Origin of the sequence: Burkholderia multivorans ATCC BAA-247 (assembly GCF_000959525.1) — a bacterium.
Lineage (GTDB): Bacteria > Pseudomonadota > Gammaproteobacteria > Burkholderiales > Burkholderiaceae > Burkholderia > Burkholderia multivorans.
In genome coordinates this window covers 517,048-536,117 of sequence record NZ_CP009831.1, presented here as the reverse complement: position 1 = coordinate 536,117, position 19,070 = coordinate 517,048, and the positions used below count along the sequence as shown (strand labels likewise).

The 19,070-nt window shown below is 69.8% G+C and carries 17 protein-coding genes; 12 read left to right on the top strand and 5 right to left on the bottom strand.

Features of this window, described 5'->3' with window-relative positions; all coding sequences use genetic code 11:
• Positions 1-263: 263 nt before the first annotated feature.
• From NP80_RS04670 to NP80_RS04635, 8 genes are all read left to right on the top strand, one after another.
• Positions 264-1,346 (top strand): ABC transporter ATP-binding protein, encoded by a 1,083-nt coding sequence (locus tag NP80_RS04670; RefSeq protein WP_006411207.1) that lies wholly within the window; start codon positions 264-266, stop codon positions 1,344-1,346.
• The gene (locus NP80_RS04665; protein WP_006404329.1) at positions 1,347-2,324 is read left to right on the top strand and encodes an ABC transporter permease; all 978 of its coding nucleotides are present in this window, start codon (positions 1,347-1,349) and stop codon (positions 2,322-2,324) included. It begins immediately after the preceding gene.
• Complete coding sequence (locus tag NP80_RS04660) at positions 2,321-3,115, top strand: ABC transporter permease (protein ID WP_006408990.1); 795 nt, start codon at positions 2,321-2,323, stop codon at positions 3,113-3,115. The genes NP80_RS04665 and NP80_RS04660 overlap by 4 nt, the downstream gene beginning before the upstream one ends.
• Complete coding sequence (locus tag NP80_RS04655; protein WP_006408995.1) at positions 3,115-3,462, top strand: (2Fe-2S)-binding protein; 348 nt, start codon at positions 3,115-3,117, stop codon at positions 3,460-3,462. The genes NP80_RS04660 and NP80_RS04655 overlap by 1 nt, the downstream gene beginning before the upstream one ends.
• Entirely contained in the window at positions 3,459-4,895 is a 1,437-nt protein-coding gene (locus tag NP80_RS04650; protein WP_006408989.1) for an FAD/NAD(P)-dependent oxidoreductase, read from the top strand. Before NP80_RS04655 ends, NP80_RS04650 begins: the two co-directional genes overlap by 4 nt.
• On the top strand, positions 4,888-6,039 hold the full coding sequence (locus tag NP80_RS04645; protein WP_006404333.1) for an NAD(P)/FAD-dependent oxidoreductase: 1,152 nt from the start codon (positions 4,888-4,890) through the stop codon (positions 6,037-6,039). Before NP80_RS04650 ends, NP80_RS04645 begins: the two co-directional genes overlap by 8 nt.
• Positions 6,036-7,088 (top strand): ABC transporter substrate-binding protein, encoded by a 1,053-nt coding sequence (locus tag NP80_RS04640; protein ID WP_006408991.1) that lies wholly within the window; start codon positions 6,036-6,038, stop codon positions 7,086-7,088. The genes NP80_RS04645 and NP80_RS04640 overlap by 4 nt, the downstream gene beginning before the upstream one ends.
• Before the next feature lie 173 nt (positions 7,089-7,261).
• Positions 7,262-8,599: an MFS transporter gene (locus tag NP80_RS04635; protein ID WP_006408994.1), complete on the top strand. Its 1,338-nt coding sequence runs from the start codon at positions 7,262-7,264 to the stop codon at positions 8,597-8,599.
• 65 nt (positions 8,600-8,664) lie between these two features.
• Here the strand turns inward: NP80_RS04635 and NP80_RS04630 are convergent, their stop codons facing one another.
• Positions 8,665-9,681, bottom strand: a complete 1,017-nt coding sequence (locus NP80_RS04630; RefSeq protein WP_006408993.1) for a 3-hydroxybutyryl-CoA dehydrogenase — start codon at positions 9,679-9,681, stop codon at positions 8,665-8,667.
• The gene (locus tag NP80_RS04625; RefSeq protein WP_045593123.1) at positions 9,678-10,784 is read right to left on the bottom strand and encodes an NAD/NADP-dependent octopine/nopaline dehydrogenase family protein; all 1,107 of its coding nucleotides are present in this window, start codon (positions 10,782-10,784) and stop codon (positions 9,678-9,680) included. The genes NP80_RS04630 and NP80_RS04625 overlap by 4 nt, the downstream gene beginning before the upstream one ends.
• A gap of 152 nt (positions 10,785-10,936) precedes the next feature.
• Here NP80_RS04625 and NP80_RS04620 point away from each other — a divergent pair, with 152 nt between their 5' ends.
• Positions 10,937-11,911 carry an AraC family transcriptional regulator gene (locus tag NP80_RS04620; RefSeq protein ID WP_006409636.1) on the top strand — a complete coding sequence of 325 codons (975 nt, stop codon included), beginning with the start codon at positions 10,937-10,939 and terminating at the stop codon, positions 11,909-11,911.
• Positions 11,908-12,921: a LysR family transcriptional regulator gene (locus NP80_RS04615; RefSeq protein ID WP_006409633.1), complete on the top strand. Its 1,014-nt coding sequence runs from the start codon at positions 11,908-11,910 to the stop codon at positions 12,919-12,921. Before NP80_RS04620 ends, NP80_RS04615 begins: the two co-directional genes overlap by 4 nt.
• Before the next feature lie 38 nt (positions 12,922-12,959).
• On the opposite strand, the gene NP80_RS04610 is transcribed toward NP80_RS04615, so the two are convergent.
• Positions 12,960-14,078 carry a porin gene (locus NP80_RS04610; protein WP_035946378.1) on the bottom strand — a complete coding sequence of 373 codons (1,119 nt, stop codon included), beginning with the start codon at positions 14,076-14,078 and terminating at the stop codon, positions 12,960-12,962.
• 428 nt (positions 14,079-14,506) lie between these two features.
• On the opposite strand from NP80_RS04610, the gene NP80_RS04605 reads away from it, so the two are divergent.
• Both NP80_RS04605 and NP80_RS04600 read left to right on the top strand, forming a co-directional pair.
• On the top strand, positions 14,507-15,919 hold the full coding sequence (locus tag NP80_RS04605) for a spinster family MFS transporter (protein ID WP_006409642.1): 1,413 nt from the start codon (positions 14,507-14,509) through the stop codon (positions 15,917-15,919).
• Positions 15,920-16,068: 149 nt separating this feature from the next.
• Positions 16,069-17,049, top strand: coding sequence for a PDR/VanB family oxidoreductase (locus NP80_RS04600; RefSeq protein ID WP_006409632.1), 981 nt, complete (start codon positions 16,069-16,071; stop codon positions 17,047-17,049).
• 22 nt (positions 17,050-17,071) lie between these two features.
• Here the strand turns inward: NP80_RS04600 and NP80_RS04595 are convergent, their stop codons facing one another.
• Both NP80_RS04595 and NP80_RS04590 read right to left on the bottom strand, forming a co-directional pair.
• Positions 17,072-17,992, bottom strand: coding sequence for a LysR family transcriptional regulator (locus NP80_RS04595; RefSeq protein ID WP_035946375.1), 921 nt, complete (start codon positions 17,990-17,992; stop codon positions 17,072-17,074).
• A 99-nt stretch (positions 17,993-18,091) separates the two neighbouring features.
• A complete protein-coding gene (locus tag NP80_RS04590; protein ID WP_006409635.1) occupies positions 18,092-19,012 on the bottom strand; it encodes a LysR family transcriptional regulator in 921 nt (306 codons plus the stop codon).
• Positions 19,013-19,070: the final 58 nt, after the last annotated feature.

Sequence of the window (19,070 nt, the reverse complement as noted above, 5' to 3'; positions counted from 1 at the left end):
GGAATACGGAGCCGCCATTGTCGCCGCATGCGGACGCGCCCGGCATCCGGGTGTGCACGGGATTGACGGGCGTCTTTCGCGGGCCGCTCGGCCTTCATTCACCGGAACGATTTGCTCGCGCTTCGTCATCTCGTTCCATTGACCGGAATTTTTCGGAAATTCCTCTCGTTCAGCAGAATTCGAAATTGACGGTCCGAAATATGGCTGGCTAGAGTCCGCGTCAATGACGCACCGCCATCCGGTGTGCGAATCGGGAGTTCCCCATGTCGTTTCTCACGCTGACGGACCTGACGAAATCGTTCGGCGAGCTGACCGCCGTCGCCGACGTGAACCTCTCCGTCGAACAAGGCGAATTCGTGTCGCTGCTCGGCCCGTCCGGCTGCGGCAAGACGACGACGCTGCAGATGATCGCGGGCTTCGTCGACGTCACGCGCGGACGCATCACGCTCGACGGCCAGGACATCACGCACATGAAACCGAACCGCCGCGGGCTCGGGATCGTGTTCCAGAGCTACGCGTTGTTTCCGCACATGAGCGTCGCGGAGAATGTCGGCTTCGGGCTCGACATGCGCGGCGTCGACAAGGCCGAGCGCGCGGAGCGCATCCGCGCGGCGCTCGCGCTCGTGCGCCTCGATGCGCTCGCGCATCGCTTTCCGCGCGAGCTGTCCGGCGGCCAGCGGCAGCGCGTCGCGATCGCGCGCGCGGTCGTGATCGAACCGCCGGTGCTGCTGCTCGACGAGCCGATGTCGAATCTCGACGCGAAGCTGCGCGAGGAGATGCAGTTCGAGCTGCGCGCGATCCAGCGCAAGATCGGCACGACGACGATCATGGTCACGCACGATCAGTCCGAAGCGCTGTCGATCAGCGATCGCGTGGTCGTGATGGAAGCCGGCCGCATCACGCAGATCGACACGCCGTACCACGCTTACGAACGGCCCGAGAACCGGTTCGTGTCGCAGTTCATCGGCAAGGCGAACCTGCTGCCGGGCACGATCGTCGCGCACGACGGCGACGCGATCCGCATCGACCTCGGGCACGACCTCGCGGAGACGGGCCGCACCGCGCACCTGCCCGCGCACGAACGCGACGTGCGTGTCGGCGATCCCGTCTCGGTCTGCATCCGTCCGGAAAAGCTGCGGCTCTGCGCGCCGGGCGCAGGCCGCGTGGCCGCGACCGTCACGAGCCGCTTCTTCCTCGGCAGCCAATGGCTGTATCGCGTCGACAGCGCACTCGGCGAAGTGCTCGTGTGCTGCCAGAACGAAGGCGCCGAGCCGCTCGCGGAAGGCGCGCCGGTCGGCATCGACTGGCACAGCGACGCGGTGCGCGTGATGCGCCGGGAGGCCTGAATGGGACAGCCTACCCGCCCGCTGCAGGCCGACGGCGCACCGGCCGGCGTCGCGCCGCGCAGCGCGGCCGAGCCCGTCCCGGCGCGCGCGGCCGCCGGCCGCGCATGGCGCGCGCGCTGGCGTGCGCATGCGCCGCTGTGGCTGATGTGCGCGCCGGCGTTCGCGCTGTTCGCCGCGCTCGTGCTCGTGCCGCTCGCGATGACGTTCGCGTTGACGTTCTACCGCTTCGACCCGGCCACCGGCCCGATCGCCGCGTTCCAGTTCGGCAACTACGCCGAAGTGCTCGGCTCGCCCTACTTCCATACGATCTTCGCGCGCACGTTCGGCATCGCGGCGCTGACCACCGCGATCTGCGTCGCGATCGGCACGCCCGAAGCGTACGTGCTGTCGAAAATGCGCGACCCGTGGCGCTCGATGTTCCTGCTCGCGATCCTCGCGCCGCTGCTCGTATCGGTCGTCGTGCGTGCATTCGGCTGGAGCATGTTGCTGAACACGGGCGGACTCGTGAACCGCACGCTCGCGCTCGTCGGTCTCGGCCCGTACAAGCTCGAATACACGACGTTCGCGATCGTGATCGCGCTCGTGCACGTGATGCTGCCGTTCATGGTGATTCCCGTCTGGACGGCGCTGCAGCGACTCGATCCGCAAACCGAATACGCGGCGCTGTCGCTCGGCGCGTCGCCGTTCACGACGCTGCGCCGCATCGTCGTGCCGCAGCTGATGCCCGGCGTGCTGTCGGGCAGTCTGATGGTGTTCGGGCTGTCGGCGAGTGCGTTCGCGATTCCCGGCCTGCTCGGCGGGCGCCGGCTCAAGGTCGCGGCAACGGCCGTCTACGACGAATTCCTCGGCTCGCTGAACTGGCCGCTCGGCGCGACGATCGCGGTGCTGCTGCTCGTCGCGAACCTCGTCGTGATGCTCACCTACTACCGCGTGCTAGAACGCCGCTACGCGCGCAGCCTCGGAGGCGCTTCCCGATGAGAAAGAACGGCCCGTTCGCGCTCGCGTTCCATACGCTCGTGATCCTGTTCGTGCTCGCGCCGCTCGCGATCGTCGTGCTGGTCGCCTTCACGCCCGACGAAACGCTGACGCTGCCGACGCACGGCCTGTCGCTGCGCTGGTTCCGCGCGATTCTCGACTACCCCGACTTCGTCACCGCGTTCGCGAACAGCGTGAAGCTCGCGTTCGCCTCGGCGACGCTGTCGCTCGCGATCGCGCTGCCCGCCGGGCTCGCGATCGGCCGCGCGACGTTTCCCGGCCGCGCGTTCCTGAACGGATTGCTGCTGTCGCCGCTCGTGATTCCCGGCCTCGTGCTCGGCATCGCGCTGCTGCGGTTTTTCGCGCTGATCGGCGCGACGGGCTCGTTCGCGTGGCTCGTGGTCGCGCACATGATCGTGATCACGCCGTTCGTGATGCGTCTCGTGCTCGCGTCGGTCGCCGGCCTCGACCGCAGCGTCGAACAGGCCGCGTGCTCGCTCGGCGCCGATCCGTGGACGACGTTTCGCCGCATCACGCTGCCGATGATCGTGCCCGGCATCACCGGCGGCTGGCTGCTCGCGTTCATCAACAGCTTCGACGAGCTGACGATGTCGATCTTCGTCACGTCGCCGCAGACGGTCACGCTGCCGGTGCGCATGTACATGTACGCGACCGAATCGATCGATCCGATGATGGCGTCGGTATCGACGCTCGTCATCTTCATTACCGCCGGCGCGATGCTGCTGCTCGATCGCGTCTACGGCCTGAACCGCATCCTGATCGGCCAACACTGATGTCCATTCCCGCTTCCCGTTCCCCCGATGCCGCGGACGACGGCGCCCAGTTCGTGCGCCTCGCCGAACGCGACCGCGCGCGCATCGCGTTCACGCTCGACGGCCGGCCCGCGCATGCGCTCGCCGGCGACACCGTGCTCACCGCGATCCTCGTCGCGCAGCGTCGCGTGCGCGTCAGCGAATTCGGCGGCCGGCCGCGCGCTGGCTTCTGCCTGATCGGCGCGTGCCAGGACTGCTGGGTGCGCACGGAGGCCGGCGCGCGCGTGCGCGCGTGCTCGACGCCGCTCGTCGAAGGCATGCGGATCGTCACCGGCGCGCCGCCGGCCGCCACCGGAGACGCACGATGACGGACGCGCTGCGACCGGTGATCGTCGGCGCGGGGCCGGCCGGCGTGCGCGCGGCCGAAGCGCTCGTCGACGCGGGGCTGCGCCCTGTGGTGATCGACGAGAACGCGCGCTGGGGCGGCCAGATCTATCGGCAGCCGCCGGCGGACGGCGCGTTCGTGCGCGGCAAGCGCGCGCTGTACGGCTTCGATGCCGCGAAGGCCGACGCCGTCCACCGGACGATGGCCGCGCTGCTGCCGCACGTCGACTACCGGCCGAACACGCTCGCGTGGGCGTGCGGCGCGGGCCGCGTCGACACGCTGCAGGACGGCCGCGAGACGACCGTGCCGTACTCGCATCTGATCGTCGCGAGCGGCGCGACCGACCGCATGCTGCCGGTGCCCGGCTGGACGCTCGCGGGCGTCTACACGCTCGGCGGCGCGCAGGTCGCGCTGAAGGCACAGGGCTGCGCGATCGGCCGGCGCGTCGTGTTCGCGGGCACCGGGCCGCTGCTGTATCTGGTCGCGTATCAGTACGCGAAGGCCGGCGCGCAGGTCGCCGCCGTGCTCGACACGAGCCCGCTGCGCCGCCAGCTCACCGGCGCGCCCGCACTGCTGCGGTTGCCGTCGACGTTCGCGAAGGGGCTCTATTACATCGGCTGGCTGCGCGCGCACGGCGTCGCGATCGAAACGGGCGTCACGCTCGAGCGCATCGTCGGCGAGCGGCACGTCGCCGCGCTCGCGTGGCGCGCCGCGCGCGGCGACGCGCGGCGAACGATCGACTGCGACGCGATCGGCCTCGGCTTCGGGCTGCGTTCGGAAACGCAGCTCGCCGATCTCGCCGGCTGCCGGTTCCGCTTCGACCCACTCAATCGCGCCTGGCTGCCCGAGCGCGACGCAGCCGGACGCACGTCGGTGCGCGGCCTCTACGTTGCAGGCGACGGTGCCGGCATCGCGGGCGCTGACGCGGCCGAGGCGTCGGGACGACGCGCGGCGCTCGCCTTGCTCGACGATGCCGGGATCGTCGCGCCGCCGCACCGCGCAGCCGGCAAGCCCGATGCGGCGACGCTCGAGCGCACGCTGGCACGCATCGGCGCGTTCCGCGCGGGCCTCGAAACGGCGTTCGCGCCGCCCGTCGCGCTGGCCGCACAGTGCCCGGACGACACGATCGTGTGCCGCTGCGAGGAAATCGACGCCGGCACGCTGCGGCGCTGCATTCGCGGCGGCGAAGCGACCGAGCTGAACCGCCTGAAGGCGCTGACGCGCGCCGGCATGGGGCGCTGCCAGGGCCGCATGTGCGGCGATGCCGCCGCGCTCGTGCTGGCGGCCGAGACCGGCCGGCCTCTCGCGGACGTCGGCCGGTTGCGCGCGCAACCGCCCGTGAAGCCGTTCCCGATCGCGGCGGCACTTGCCGGCGACGACGTCGTCGCGATTCCCGACGAGGCGCGCGATGAGTGAGACCGGTCATTACGACGTCGCGATCGTCGGCGGCGGCCTCGTCGGTGCATCGACCGCGCTCGCGCTCGCGCGGCGCGGGCTGCGCGTCGCGCTGTTCGAGCGTCGCGACTGCGGTGCGCAGGCGAGCGGCGTGAACTACGGCGGCGTGCGCTGCCAGGGCCGTCCCGCCGAACAGCTGCCGCTGGCGCTGCGCGCACGGCGCATCTGGGATCGTCTGCCGGAACGGATCGGCATCGACGGCGAATTCGTCGTGTCGGGCCACCTGCGGCTCGCGCGCAGCGACGCCGATCTCGAGGCGCTCCACGCCTACGCGGCGCTCGCGGCCGAACACGGGCTGCCGCTGCGCGTGATGCACGGCGACGCGTTCCGCCGCCGCTATCCCTGGCTCGGCCGCGCGGCGCTCGGCGGTTCGCTCTGCGAGACCGACGGCCACGCGAACCCGCGCATCGTGTCGCCGGCCTTCGCGCGTGCGGCGCGCGCAGCCGGCGCCGACGTATTCGAGCACACGCCGGTCGACGACGTCCGGCACGACGGCACGCGCTTTCGGATCCACGCGCCCGGCCGCGCCTGCACGTCGACCTGGCTCGTCAATGCGGCCGGCGCCTGGGCCAACGCGATCGCCGCACGCTTCGGCGAAGCGGTGCCGATGGAGCCCATCTACCCGAACATGTGGGTGACCGAGCCGCTGCCGCCGTTCATCGAGCACAACCTCGGCGTCTACGGCGGCGGCGTCTATGCGCGGCAGGTCGCGCGCGGCAACTGCGTGATCGGCGGCGGACGCGGACACGGCGACGGCGAGTTCGGCCAGCCGTCCGTCGACACGACGCGCGCCGTGATGCGAGACGCATGCGCGCTGCTGCCCGCACTGCGCGACGCGCTGCTGATCCGCACGTGGAGCGGCGTCGAAGGCTGCACGCCCGACCACAACCCGATCGTCGGCGCGAGCCGCACGACGCCGAAGCTGCTGCACGCGTTCGGTTTTTCGGGCGGCGGGTTTCTGCTCGCACCCGGTGTCGGCGACGTGCTCGCCGATCTCGTGACGACCGGCGAAACCGTCACGCCGCTCGATGCGTTTTCGATCGGCCGCTTCGCGCCGCAAGCCGAACCGACCATCCCTTGCCGTCAACAGGAGACCCAACGATGAAACTGACCGGAACGATCGCGGCGGCCGCCGCGCTCTGCATCTCGGCCGCGGCCGCCTCCGCGCCCGCGTTCGCGCAAACCAAAACGATCTACGTCGGCATGAACGGCGGCCCGATGGAAAAGGCGTACACGAGCCAGGTGCTGCCCGACTTCGAGAAGGCCAACAACGTGAAGGTCGTCGTCGTGCCCGGCACGTCGTCGGACGTGCTCGCGAAGCTGCTCGCCAACCGCAGCAAGCCGCAGATCCACGTCGCGTTCCTCGACGACGGCGTGATGGCGCGCGCGGTCAGCCTCGGCGTGTGCCAGAAGCTCGACGATTCGCCGGTGCTGAAGGAGCTCTACCCGTTCGCGCGCATGAAGGACGACGTCGGCGCGGGCGTGCAGCTCGGGATGACGGGCATCGCCTACAACAAGAAACTGTTCGCGGAGAAGGGCTGGGCGCCGCCGACCTCGTGGATGGATTTCGCGAACCCGAAGTACAAGGGCAAGGTCGTGTTCCAGTCGGCGTCGAGCAGCACGTTCGGGCTGCACGGCTTCCTCGCGATCAACCGGCTGCTCGGCGGCAGCGAACAGAACGTCGAGCCGGGCTTCAGCAAGTGGGCGAGCACGGTCGGCCCGAACGTCGTCGAATACATCCCGAATTCCGCAAAGATCTCCGAGATGGTGCAGACCGGCGAAGCCGGCCTGTTCCCGCTCACGCCGACCGGCGTCGGCGATCTGCAGGACAAGGGCATTCCGGTCGCGTACGCGAACCCGAAGGAAGGGCCGGTGCTGCTGCTCGTCGACCTCTGCGTCGTCGCCAACAATCCGGACCCGCAGCTCGCGCAGAAGCTCGCGCAGTTCCTGCTGTCCGCGCCCGCGCAGACGAAGGCGGCCGAGGCCGGCAAGCAGATTCCGACCAACCGGATCGCGAAGATGCCGGCCGCGATGCAGCAGAGCCTCGGCAACATCGACGATCTGGTGCGCAAGGTGACGGTGGTCGACTGGACCGCGATCAACGCGCACCGCGCGCAGTGGGATACGCGCTGGAACCGGCAGATCGAGCGGTGACCGACACGCCGCGTGCGGGCCCGGCCGCGTGCGGCGCGACCATCATTTGCCGGAGTGATGACACTCCCCTTTTTTTGCGGATTTGACCGGAGCGGCAGCGCCGACAACACTCGTCGCGAGTGCCGCACCGGTTCCGAGACGGCACGCGTTCGCGTTCCCCACCCGAGTCCGCCATGTATTCAACCGACACCGTGCAGTCCCCGAGCGCCGCCCGGCCGCTCGCCGACCGGCAGCTTCGCCGGATCGTCATCGCCTCCGTCGCCGGCAACGCGATGGAGTGGTACGACTTTTTCGTGTACGGCACGGCCGCGGCGCTCGTGTTCGGCCACGTGTTCTTTCCGCCCGGCGCGTCGCCGCTCGCCGGCAGCCTCGCCGCATTTGCGGCGTTCGCGCTCGGCTTCGTCGCGCGGCCGCTCGGCGGCATCGTGTTCGGCCATGTCGGCGACCGCTACGGCCGCAAGGCGTCGCTGGTCTGGACGCTGCTGATCATGGGCGCGTCGACGTTCGCGATCGGGCTGCTGCCGACCTACGCGCAGGCCGGCATCTGGGCGCCGGCCGCGCTCGTCGTGCTGCGCCTGCTGCAAGGCATCGCGTCCGGCGGCGAATGGGGCGGCGGCGTGCTGATCATCAGCGAGAACGCGCCGCCCGAGCAGCGCGGCTACTACGCGGCATGGAGCCAGCTCGGCGTCGGCGGCGGATTCGTGCTGTCGTCCGCCGCGTTTCTCGCCGCGCAGACGCTGCCGAGCGACATGTTCATGACGTGGGGCTGGCGGCTGCCGTTCCTCGCGAGCATCGTGATCTTCGCGATCGGCATCTACATTCGCCGCCACCTGCCGGAAAGCCGCGACTACGAGCAGGCCGGCAAGCGCGGCGCGCATACGCATCTGCCGATCGTCGAGTGCATCCGCCGTCATCCGAAGGAAATCCTGCTCGCGATGGGCCTGCGCGTGGCCGAGAACGGCGGCGCGTACATTTTCCTCGCGTTCTCGCTCGTCTACGGCAAATACGTCGGCATCCCGAACGGCGTGATGCTGACCGGCGTGATGATCGCGATGATCGTCGAGATGGGCGCGATGCTCGCGTGGGGCCGGCTGTCCGACCGGATCGGCCGCAAGCCCGTCTACCTGATCGGCGCGCTCGGCCTGGTCGCCTGCGCATTTCCGTTCTTCTGGCTGCTCGACACGCGCGTGACGCCGCTCGTCTGGCTCGCGCTGACGGTGTGCACGGCCGTCAGCCACGGCGCGATGATCGGCACGCTGCCGGCGCTCGTCGGCGAGCTGTTCAGTACCGAAGTGCGCTACTCGGGCGTCGCGCTCGGTCATGAAGTCGCGTCGATCTTCGCGGGCGGGATGTCGCCGCTGATCGCAACCGCCTTGCTGCAGCGCTATCAGGCGTCCTGGCCCGTCTCGCTGTTTCTCGTCGCGCTCGGGCTCGTGACCGTCGCGACGCTGTGCGCGATGCGCGAGACGCACGTCGTGCGGGCGGCCGACGCGCGCGGCGGCGACGCGTGACCGCGCGGCCGCCGGTCGTGCGCGGCGGCGGTCGTATCCGCCGCGTCGACCGCGCGGCGGGCCGCTCATGCGCTCGCATCCTCGCGACGGCGCGCGCCGTCGAACGTCGGTGCCAGCCCGAGATGCTCGAGCAGCCGCGCGAACTCGCCGAGCCGCTGCCGCATGTAGGCGGCGACGTCGACGTCCGCATAGTCGTGAAACCCGGCACCCGTGCGCACGCCGTCGCGGCCGGCGTTCATGTTGCGCACGACGCCGTCGGCCGGAGCGAAGCGCGGCCCGATCTCGCCCGCCAGATACGTCGACGCGTAATAGAGGATGTCGCAGCCGCCCCAATCGATGAACTCGAGCAGGCCGAGCACCGCGAAGCGCGGGCCGAAGCCGGTGCGGATCGCGGTATCGATGTCCGCCGCGCTCGCCACGCCTTCCTCGACCATCCGCGCGGCTTCGTTCATCGCGAGCGCCTGGATGCGCGGCACGATATAGCCGGGCGCCGGCCCGCAGATCACCGGCTTCTTGCCGATCCGCACCAGCAGCGCGGCGAGTTCGTCGACCACGTGCTGCGCGGTCGCGTCGCTGCGACTGATCTCGACGAGCGGCATCAGCAGCGCCGGGTTCAGCCAGTGCGCGTTCAGCACACGCGCCGGCCACGCGACGTCGCGCTGCAGTTCGGTGACGACGAACGTCGACGTCGTCGACGCAATCGTCGCATCGGCATCGACATGCGCTTCGAGCCAGCGCAACGCGTCGGCCTTCGCATCGAGCACTTCGGGCAGCGCCTCGAACACGACCTGCGCATCGCGGATCGCGTCGGCCGCGCCGTCGCGCGCGACGTGCGCGATCCGCGCGAGCGCGGCGTCGGCCTGCGCGGCATCGATGCGGCCGAGCGCGACCTGCGCGTGCAGCGGCCGTGCGAGTTCGTCGCGCGTACGCCGGTCGAATGCAAGCCGGCCCGCCGCATCGCGCGCCTTGAAGTCGATCAGCGTCACCTCGAGCCCCGCGAACGCGAAGGCGAGCGCGATGCCCTGCCCCATGCGGCCCGCACCGAGCACATGCACGCGCGTCAGTTCGGCGGCCGGCATCATGCGGCGTCTCCCGTCTCGAGCAGCGTGCGCATCGCGTCGCGCGACAGCGCCGCGAGCCCGAGCCGCTCCAGCGTGCGGCCCTCCGCATACAGGTCGCGCGCGGCCACGGCGCCCGCGATCGCGAGCAGCCCCTGTGCGACGGGCGTCGGCACGCCGGCCCAGCGTCCGCACGACACGAGGAAGGACAGGCCGAGCCGCGTGTCCTCGAGCATGTAGCGATGCGCGCGCAGATCGATCTTCTCGCGCCAGTCGCCGCTGTCGGTCAGCTTGCCGTGCGCGCCGCGTCCGTACATCCATTCGTCGCCGTCGGCCGCGTAGTGATCCGCGAGCGGAAAGTGCGGCGCGCGATAGCCGAGCGCCTCGCGCACCGCGATTCGCTCCGCGTCGAGCGCGTTCGTCACCGCGCGGATCGACGGCTGCGTGCCTTCGTTGTGGATGTCCCATGCGTCGAAGTGTTCGAGCGGCCCCGCGTTCATCAGGATCAGCGGCGGATGGATCACCGGCCCGGCATTCATGAGCGCGCCGGACAGCGCGTCGTCGAGCGGCTCGACCGACGGATAGCCGGCGCGCAGCACGTCGAACGCCCAGCTTGCCTCGCGCGCGGGAAACACGCCCGTCGGCAGGCGCGTCGCATACGCGCTGATCACGACGTTGCCGTCGCCATGCTTGCGCACCAGATACGGCAGCGTGCCCGTCTCCGCGAAGGCGAAGCGTGCACGGTTGCCCGCGCGCGCCGCCGCACGCGCGAAGACGAAGCTGCCGAACGTGCCGGGCGGCAGGAACACGACCTGGCCGTCCTCGAGCAGCGGCGCGACGTCGGCGGCCAGCGCGTCGTGCGATGTCGCGGGCAACGGCACGACGACGAGCTGTGCGCCGCGCAGCGCGGCGCCGAGATCGTCGGTTGCGCGAATCGCGCCGCGCGCGTCGTCGACCGGCACGGTGCGCGTGCCGCGCGCGTCCGTCACCGTCAGCGCGCCGAGCGCGCGCAGTCGCGCGTGCGGCGCGCGATCGCGCCGCCACCACGCGACATCGTGCCCCTTCTCGAACAAATCGATCGCGGCCGCATGGCACCCGTGGCCGCCGCCCAGTACACAAACCTTCATCGTCGTCTCCCGGTGAATGAGTGGTTCCGAGACTACGCGGCCGCCCGTGCCGCGTCGCTTCAAAACGCGCAACGGCGCGCCCGATCGCGCAACGCAATCGCGTACGTGTGCAGCCGGCCGCTGCGCAGCCCTACCCGACACGAGGCCCGCGTATGGACATCGCCCTTTCCCGACACGCACCGAACCGGCTCGGCACGCTGCATGCACCCGACGAAGTCGAACGCGCGGTCGCGCACCGGCTCGGCCCGCACCGGATGGCCGCACAGGGCCGCGATCCATTTCACGCGGAGCTGTACGAGGTGCCGCTGCACCATGGCGCGCTGCTCGAGCTCTGCTACGGCCGCGAGACGCGTATCGACTTCGGCGACGATGCCGACCACTTCCTGTTCCGGCTGACGTTGTCGGGCAGGTGCGAACTGCAGGCGGGACAAGCGATCGTGCACGCGGGGCCCGGCGAACTGACCGTGTCGTCGCCGGCGCGCGCGAGCCGGCTGCGCACGAGCCGCGATTGCCGCAACCTCGTGCTGCGGCTCGAACGCCGCGCGCTCGAACGCAAGCTGCAGGACATGCTCGGCACGACGCTCGCGCGGCCGCTCCAGTTCGAAGTCGATGCGGGCCGCCACCGCGCCGGCGCCGCGCTCGTGCTACCGACCTTCGACTATCTGTGCCGGCTCGGTACGCAGCCCGCACTCGGCGCGGCCGCGGCGACGTTCCGCGCGGATCTCAGCGCGTGGCTGATGTCGCTGCTGCTCACGCATCTGCCGCATTCGTACAGCGACGCGCTCGTGCGCGGCACGCCTCCGCTGCCCGCGCCGGTGCGCCGCGCATGCGCGCACGTCGATGCGCATCTCGGCGAGCCGCTCGCGCTCGCCGCCCTGGCGCGCGTCGCGGGCGTCGCGCCGCGCACGCTGCAGCACGCGTTTCGCACCTTCCTGAACACCACGCCGGCCGCGTACGTACGCGAACGCCGGCTCGCCGCCGTGCACGCGGCGCTGCAACGCGGCGACGCGCGCAGCGTGACCGACGTGCTGCTCGCGCACGGCATTCACGGTTTCGGTCATTTCGCGAAGGCGTATGCGCGGCGTTACGGCCATCCGCCTTCCGTCACTGCGAGGCAACCGCGATGACGCCTTCCGTTCCCGGCCGCCCGCCGCCGACCGATGCCGACGCGTGCGACGGATTGCGCGTGCAGGACCTCGATCTGAATCTGCTGAAGACGTTTCGCGCCGTCTACGCGGAGCGGCACGTCGGCCGCGCGGCGCTGCAGCTCGGCGTCACGCAGCCGTCCGTGAGCCATGCGCTCGGCCGGCTGCGGCTGATGTTCCGCGACGCGCTGTTCGTGCGCACCGGCACCGGTGTCGAACCGACGCCGCGCGCCCAGCGGCTCGCCGTATCGGTCGATCAGGCGCTCGCGATCCTGCAGCACGTGCTCGACGAAGGGTGCCGTTTCGCGCCCGACACGACGCAGCGCGTGTTCCGGCTGCACATGAGCGACTTCGCGGCGAGCGCCTTCCTGCCGACGCTGCTCGCCGAATTCGAGCGCCGCGCGCCGGGCGCGGTGATCGAGACGCTGCACGTCGATGAATGCCAGCTGAACGTCGCGCTCGAATCGGGCCGCATCGATTTCGCGCTCGGTCACTTCGCCGACGCGTCGAGCCATTTCCAGCGCACCGCGCTGTTGCACGAACGCTGCGTACTGCTGATGCCGCGTCGCACCGCGCGGCGCGTCGCGCTGCCCGACGATTTCGTGCTCGACGGCGATGCACCCGACACGCTGCGCTTCGTCGCCGTCACCTCGCATCCGCAATCGATGCAGCTGCTCGACCGGCACGGTCTGATGCCGCGCGTGCGCGTGGCGCTGCCCGATTTCATGGTGGTGCCCGCGCTGCTGCAGCGCGGCGACTACGCGCTGATCCTGCCGGAGACGATCGCGCTCACGTTCGCCGCGCAGCAGCCGTGCACGCTCCACGCTGTCGCCGGCGCCGGCGAATGGGCGGTCAATGCGTACTGGCACCGGCGCTTCGATGCCGATCCCGGTCATCGCTGGCTGCGTGCGCTGCTGCTCGAACTGTTCAGCATCGGCACGCTCGCACCGTTCGACGCATGGCTCGCGCCACAGCCGCCCGCGTGCGCGTGAGCGCGCGGGACTGCGCCCCCGTGCGCGCCGCCATGCGTTCAGAACGACGTGACGATGCCGGCGACGAGCGAGCTCGCGGTCGCGCCCGCTGCGGCGACCGCGACGCCGCCGCCCGCCGCGCCGTTCACGACGAAGCGCGCATGCGCGCCATTGCGCACCATCGCCGCGCCCGTGTACAGCACCGTACGTTTCGACAGCGGATAGTCGAGGCGGATGCCGTACGAGTCGGCATTGCCGTCGCTGTCCGCGACCTTCCGGTAATGGCCCGCGCTCAGCAGCAGCGACGCGCGCCCGATCGGCACCGTCGCGCTGAGTTCGACGATGTCGCTGTGCGGATACGCGCTCTGCGCATCGATCGCGGCCGCGACGTCCGACCCGCCGCGATGCCGCAGATAGAGCGCGGCGATCTTCACGACGCGGAAGTCGTACGAGATCGCGCCGAGCGTGTAGTTGCCGTTCGCGGCGCGACTCGTCGCACCGAGCGTCGACGCGGCGACCGGACTGAACTTCTGCTGCATGTAGTCGACGTCGATCGACAGGCCGCCGCGTACGTAGTTGATGCCCGCGCCATAGGTATCGCCAAGCGTCGACGGCTGCCCGGCCGCGCCGTTCGCGCCGCGTGCGGCCATCGCGCGCAGCATGAAGCCCGCGTAGCGCGGCGACGTATAGCGCAGCGAGTTGCGCACGCGCAAAAACGCCGGGCCGACGAAGTTGTTCGTCGCGTTGCCCCATGCGAGCCCCGCGCCGAGGCCGGGCAGGCTGTACGTGACGAGCGTCGTGTGCAGGATCGTATAGAGCTCGCCGAACTGCACGCCGCCGAACGGGCCCGTGATGCCGACCCAGGCTTCGCGACCGAACAGCGCGTTCGGGTTCGACAGCGCGCCGCTGGCGGCGTTGAAGCCGTCTTCGAGCTTGAAGATCGTGGCGTAGCCGCCGCCGAGATCCTCGACGCCCTTCAATCCCCACTGCGACGCCCACAGATTGCCGCTGCCCATCCGGGTCACATGGTTCGGCCCCGCATTCGCGTATTCGATCGCGGTGTCGATGCGCCCGTACAGCGTCACGCTCGATTGCGCAGCCGCCGGCAGCGCCGCGCTGGCGAGGAGCGCGGCCAGCAGTACGGCGAGCCTGCCGGCGCGCCCGTTCGAATCAGTCATCTTCGTCGTCCCGTAGAAAGTGCGGCGCACGCATGCCATGCGACGCATCGTGTGAAACGCGTTCGCAGTCGCTGGCGAACGGCATCGGTCAAAACCGGCCCGAGTCTAGGAACGACAATTTCGGACGTCGACGCAACGCGCTCTATAACGCTTATAGATGCGCCGCATGATGCGCGTGCGCCCCGCCCGACGTGCCGCGCGCGATGCACCGCGCGCGCGACCCTGGTGTTTTCTTTATCGGCGTCGGTGAATGTACGTGTCGCGCCGCTGTCACTCCGGCTATGGCAACCGAAATTGGCCGACTACGCTGCGTGTCCGATTGTGCGATCCCCGACCTTTTCGACCGTTTCGACCTTTTCGCACCGCGACGGCGGCCGCCAGCGGGACCGGCGCCGCGCATTCCCCTCGCCCGCTGCTGGAGAATCCGCATGTCCGCATCCCTGCCCCGCGCTGCCGACGGCAAGCGCTATACGTACGAGTGGTACGTCGTCGTCATCTGCATGCTTGCGTACGTCTTTTCGTTCGTCGATCGCCAGGTGCTCGTGCTGATGATCGAACCGATCAAGCGCGACCTGCATCTGACCGATACGCAGTTCAGTCTGCTGAACGGCTTCGCGTTCTCGCTGTTCTACGCCGTGATGGGGCTGCCCGTCGCCTATCTCGCCGATCGCTATGCGCGCCCGCGCATCATCTCGCTCGGCATCGCGCTGTGGAGCATCGCGACCGCGCTGTGCGGGCTCAGCCAGCACTTCGTGCACATGTTCGTCGCGCGCATGGGCGTCGGCGTCGGCGAAGCCGCGCTGTCGCCCGGCGCCTATTCGATGCTCGCCGACTACTTTCCGAAGGAGAAGCTCGGCCGCGCGATCGCCGTGTATTCGCTCGGCTCGTTCATCGGCGGCGGCGTCGCGTTCCTGATCGGCGGCTACGTGATCGCGCTGCTCAAGCATGCGAGCGCGTTCACGCTGCCGATCGTCGGGCAGGTGCATGCGTGGCAGGTCACGTTCCTGATCGTCGGGCTGCCCGGCCTGCTCGTCGCGCTGCTGTTCGTCGCGACCGTGCGCGACCCGCAGCGCAAGGGGCTCGCGCAGGATCGTTCCGGCGCCGTGCGGCGCGTATCGATGCGCGATTCGCTGCGTTTCGTCGGCACGCATCGCGCGACGTTCGCGTGCCACTATCTCGGCTTCTCGTTCTATGCGATGGCGCTGTACTGCCTGCTCAGCTGGACGCCCGCGTTCTATATCCGCCGTTTCGGGATGACGGCCGTCGAAGCCGGCTATACGCTCGGCATCGTGTTGCTCGTCGCGAACACGGCCGGCGTATTCTGCGGCGGCTGGCTCAACGACTGGCTGCTGCGGCGCGGCCGCGTCGATGCGCCGATGCGCGCCGGCGCGATCGGCGCCGCATGCATGATCGTGCCCGCCACGCTGTTCACGCAGCTCGATGCGCTGCCGGCGTCGCTCGCCATGCTCGTGATCGCGATGTTCTTTGCGTCGTTTCCGATGCCGACGTCGACCGCCGCGATGCAAACGCTCGCACCGAACCAGATGCGCGCGCAAATCTCCGCGCTGTTCCTGCTCGTCTCGAACCTGATCGCGCTCGGCATCGGCACGACCGTCGTCGCGCTGTTCACCGACCGCGTGTTCGGCACACCGGCGGCGGTCGGTCACTCGATGTCGATCGTCAACGTCGCGGCGGCCGCGCTCGCTGCGCTGCTGCTCGGCGCCGGCTGCCGCCACTATCGCCGCAGCCTCGAGCGCGAGCGCGGCCACGTGCAGGCGGCCGCACCCGCCGCGGATAGCGCGGCCGGCGCGATCGCCGCGCCCGGCTCGGCTGCGCACTGAGCCCGTTCACACCCACGAGTTATCCATCCAACTGATTAGGGCATCGTTTTTTAATCGATTTGATTTATGCGATGCCGCTCCCTATTCTCGATCGCATCACGGCGCGACGGGTGTCGCGCCGGCTTTCCCGATCCCCACGGAATCGACTCATGCAAGCCAATCGCCACCAGGTCCGGATCGACGCGCTGATCGACGCGGCGCAGGACATCCGCTGTTTCCGCGTGTCGCGCGTCGACGGCCAGCCGCTCGACGCATACGAACCGGGCGCCCATATCGACGTCACCGCGCCGTCCGGCATCACGCGCCAATACTCGCTGTGCGGCCGCCCCGACGAGCGCGGCAGTTATCTGTTCGCCGTGAAGAAGGAAACGCAGTCGCGCGGCGGGTCGCGTTCGCTGCACGACGACGTCCGCGTCGGCACCGAGCTGTCAATCGGCACGCCGCGCAACCTGTTCCGGCTCGCCGACGACGCGAGCGAACACGTGCTGATCGCAGCCGGCATCGGCATCACGCCGCTGCTGTCGATGGCGTATGCGCTCGCGCAGCGCGGCGCCCGCTACCGGCTCCACTATTTCGCGCGCAGCCGCGACCATGCGGCGTTCGTCGACGAACTGTCGGCCGAACCGTTCGCATCGCACGTGACGTTCCATTACGGCGTCGAGCGCGACGCGCTTGCGCGCGAACTCGGTCGCTGCGTCGAATCGGTCGACGCGCAGGCACACGTGTACACCTGCGGCCCTGCGCCGTTCATGGACGCGGTGATTGCCGCCGCCGCGACGCGCGTGCCGGACGACGCGATCCATCTCGAGCGCTTCGCGGCCGAATCGGTTGTCGCCAGCGACGCCGCCAGCGCAAGCGCATCCGAAGGCTTCGAGGTGCGGCTACAACGCAGCGGTCAGTCCGTGCGCGTCGCGCCCGACACGTCGATCGTCGACGCGCTCGCGCGTATCGGCATCGAAGTCGACACGTCGTGCGGCGAAGGCGTGTGCGGCACCTGCATGGTGCCGGTCGTCGACGGCGAGCCCGACCACCGCGATCACTGCCTCAGCAAGGCCGAACGCGCGAGCAATTCGGTGATCTGCTGTTGCGTGTCGCGCGCGCGCTCGCCGGTGCTCGTGCTCGATCTATAAACGGCGCGCGGCCGCGAGCGCGTCACGCGCCGTCGAAGCGTTCGACGATCTCCGCAAGCAGTGCACGCATCCACGTAATGCCTTCGTCCTCGTGGAAATGCTCATGCCAGTGCATCGTCACCGGGGCGGGCGGCAGCGGCACCGGCAGCGCGTAAAGCCGGAACGCGTTGCCGCGGTTCAGGATCTGCGCGAGCCGCTTCGGCAGCGTGGCATACAGGTCCGTTACCTGCAGCACGCCCGGCAGTGCGACGAAGTGCGGCACTTCGAGCGCGACGTTGCGGCCGACGCTCTGCGCGCGCAGCGCGTCGTCGAGCGCGTGATGGCTGTGCTCGACCGACTTCACGTTGACGTGCGCGGCCCGCACGAACTGCTCGAGCGTCAGTGCTGCGCCGCTCGGCAATCCGCGCCGGCGGCCCGTCATGCAGACGTAGGTTTCCTCGAACAGCAGCTGATGGCGCGTGCGCGGCATCAGCTCCGGCAGATTGCCGATCGCGAAATCGAGCCGGCTCGCGCGCAGCGCTTCCTCGATCGCCTCGACCGGCATCGGCTGCACACTGAGCGTCACGCGCGGCGCGCGCTCGCGCAGTGCGCGGCAGATCGCGGGCAGATACGCCATCTCGCCGGCATCCGACAGCGACAGCCGGAACGTGCGCGTGCTCGTCGCCGGATCGAAGCGCTCCGCATAGCGCAGCGCGACGCGCACCATGTCGAGCGCCTTGCCGACGATGCCCGCGAGTTCGAGTGCGACGGGTGTCGGCTGCATGCCCGCGCGCGTGCGCACGAACAGCGGATCGTCGAACAGCGTGCGTAGCCGTCCGAGCGAATAGCTGACGGCCGGCTGCGACAGCGCAAGCCGCTCGCCGGCCTTCGTCAGGTTGCGTTCCTCGACGATCGCCTGGAACACCCGCAGCAGGTTCAGATCGAGATGATCGACCGACGTCATGCAGCCTCCGCTATTCGTCAAATTGATGCGTGAACGCATTCTAAATCAGTGAAGCGGATGCGACGACCGACGGCTGCGCGGCCGGCGCACGGCGCGCGGTTACGCGACCGGGCGGCGGAACATGTCGACGATCAGCGCGCGTAGCCACGCGATACCGGGATCCGCCGAAAACTGCGCGTGCGTATGCAGGTCGATTTCGATCGGCGGCAGCACGAACGGCAACGGCAGGATCCGGAATGCGCGGCCGCGGTTGAAGCGCTCCGCGACGCTGCGCGGAAAGATGATCGCGAGATCGGTATGCTGGACGATCTCCGGCGCGACGATGAAATGCGGCAGGCGCAGCACGATGGTGCGTTCGACCTGCAGCTCGTCGAGCCAGGTTTCGACCATCCGGTGCCCGGTCGCGTCGCTGCTCGCATAGATATAGCGCAGCGCGGCCAGGTCGGCCTGCGTCGGCGTGCGCTTGCGCAGCGGATGCCCGGCACGCACCATGCACACGTGCTCGTCCGTAAAGAGCGGCTCGCTCACGCATCCTGGGCCCGGATCCGGCACATAGCCGAGCGCGAGATCGATCTCGCCGCTGCGCATCGCGGCACCGACCGCTTCCACAGCGGCGCTCGCGATCTCGACGCGCACGCCCGGTGCGACTTCCGCGAGCCTCGCGAGCAGCGGCGGCAGGAAGTAGAACTCCGACATGTCCGACATCGAAATGCGGAACACGCGGCTCGCGGTGGCCGGATCGAAATGCGCGACCTGCTGCACGGCGAGGTCGATGATGTCGAACGCGCGCGTCAGCGGCCCGTGCAACTGGCGCGCGGCATCGGTCGGCGCCATGCCGGCCGGCGTACGCACGAACAGCGGATCGTCGAACAGATTGCGCAGCCGCCGCAGCGCGTGACTGACGGCCGGCTGCGTCAGCCCGAGCCGTTCGCCGGCCGCGGTCAGGCTGCGCAGTTCCGAGATCGCGAGGAACACGCGCAGCAGATTGAGATCGGTGACGACCGGATGGGACTTGTTCATGGCGCTCGTGAACCGCCGGTAGGATGCGCGACGCCGCGCGCCGGGCGCCGTGTCGCGT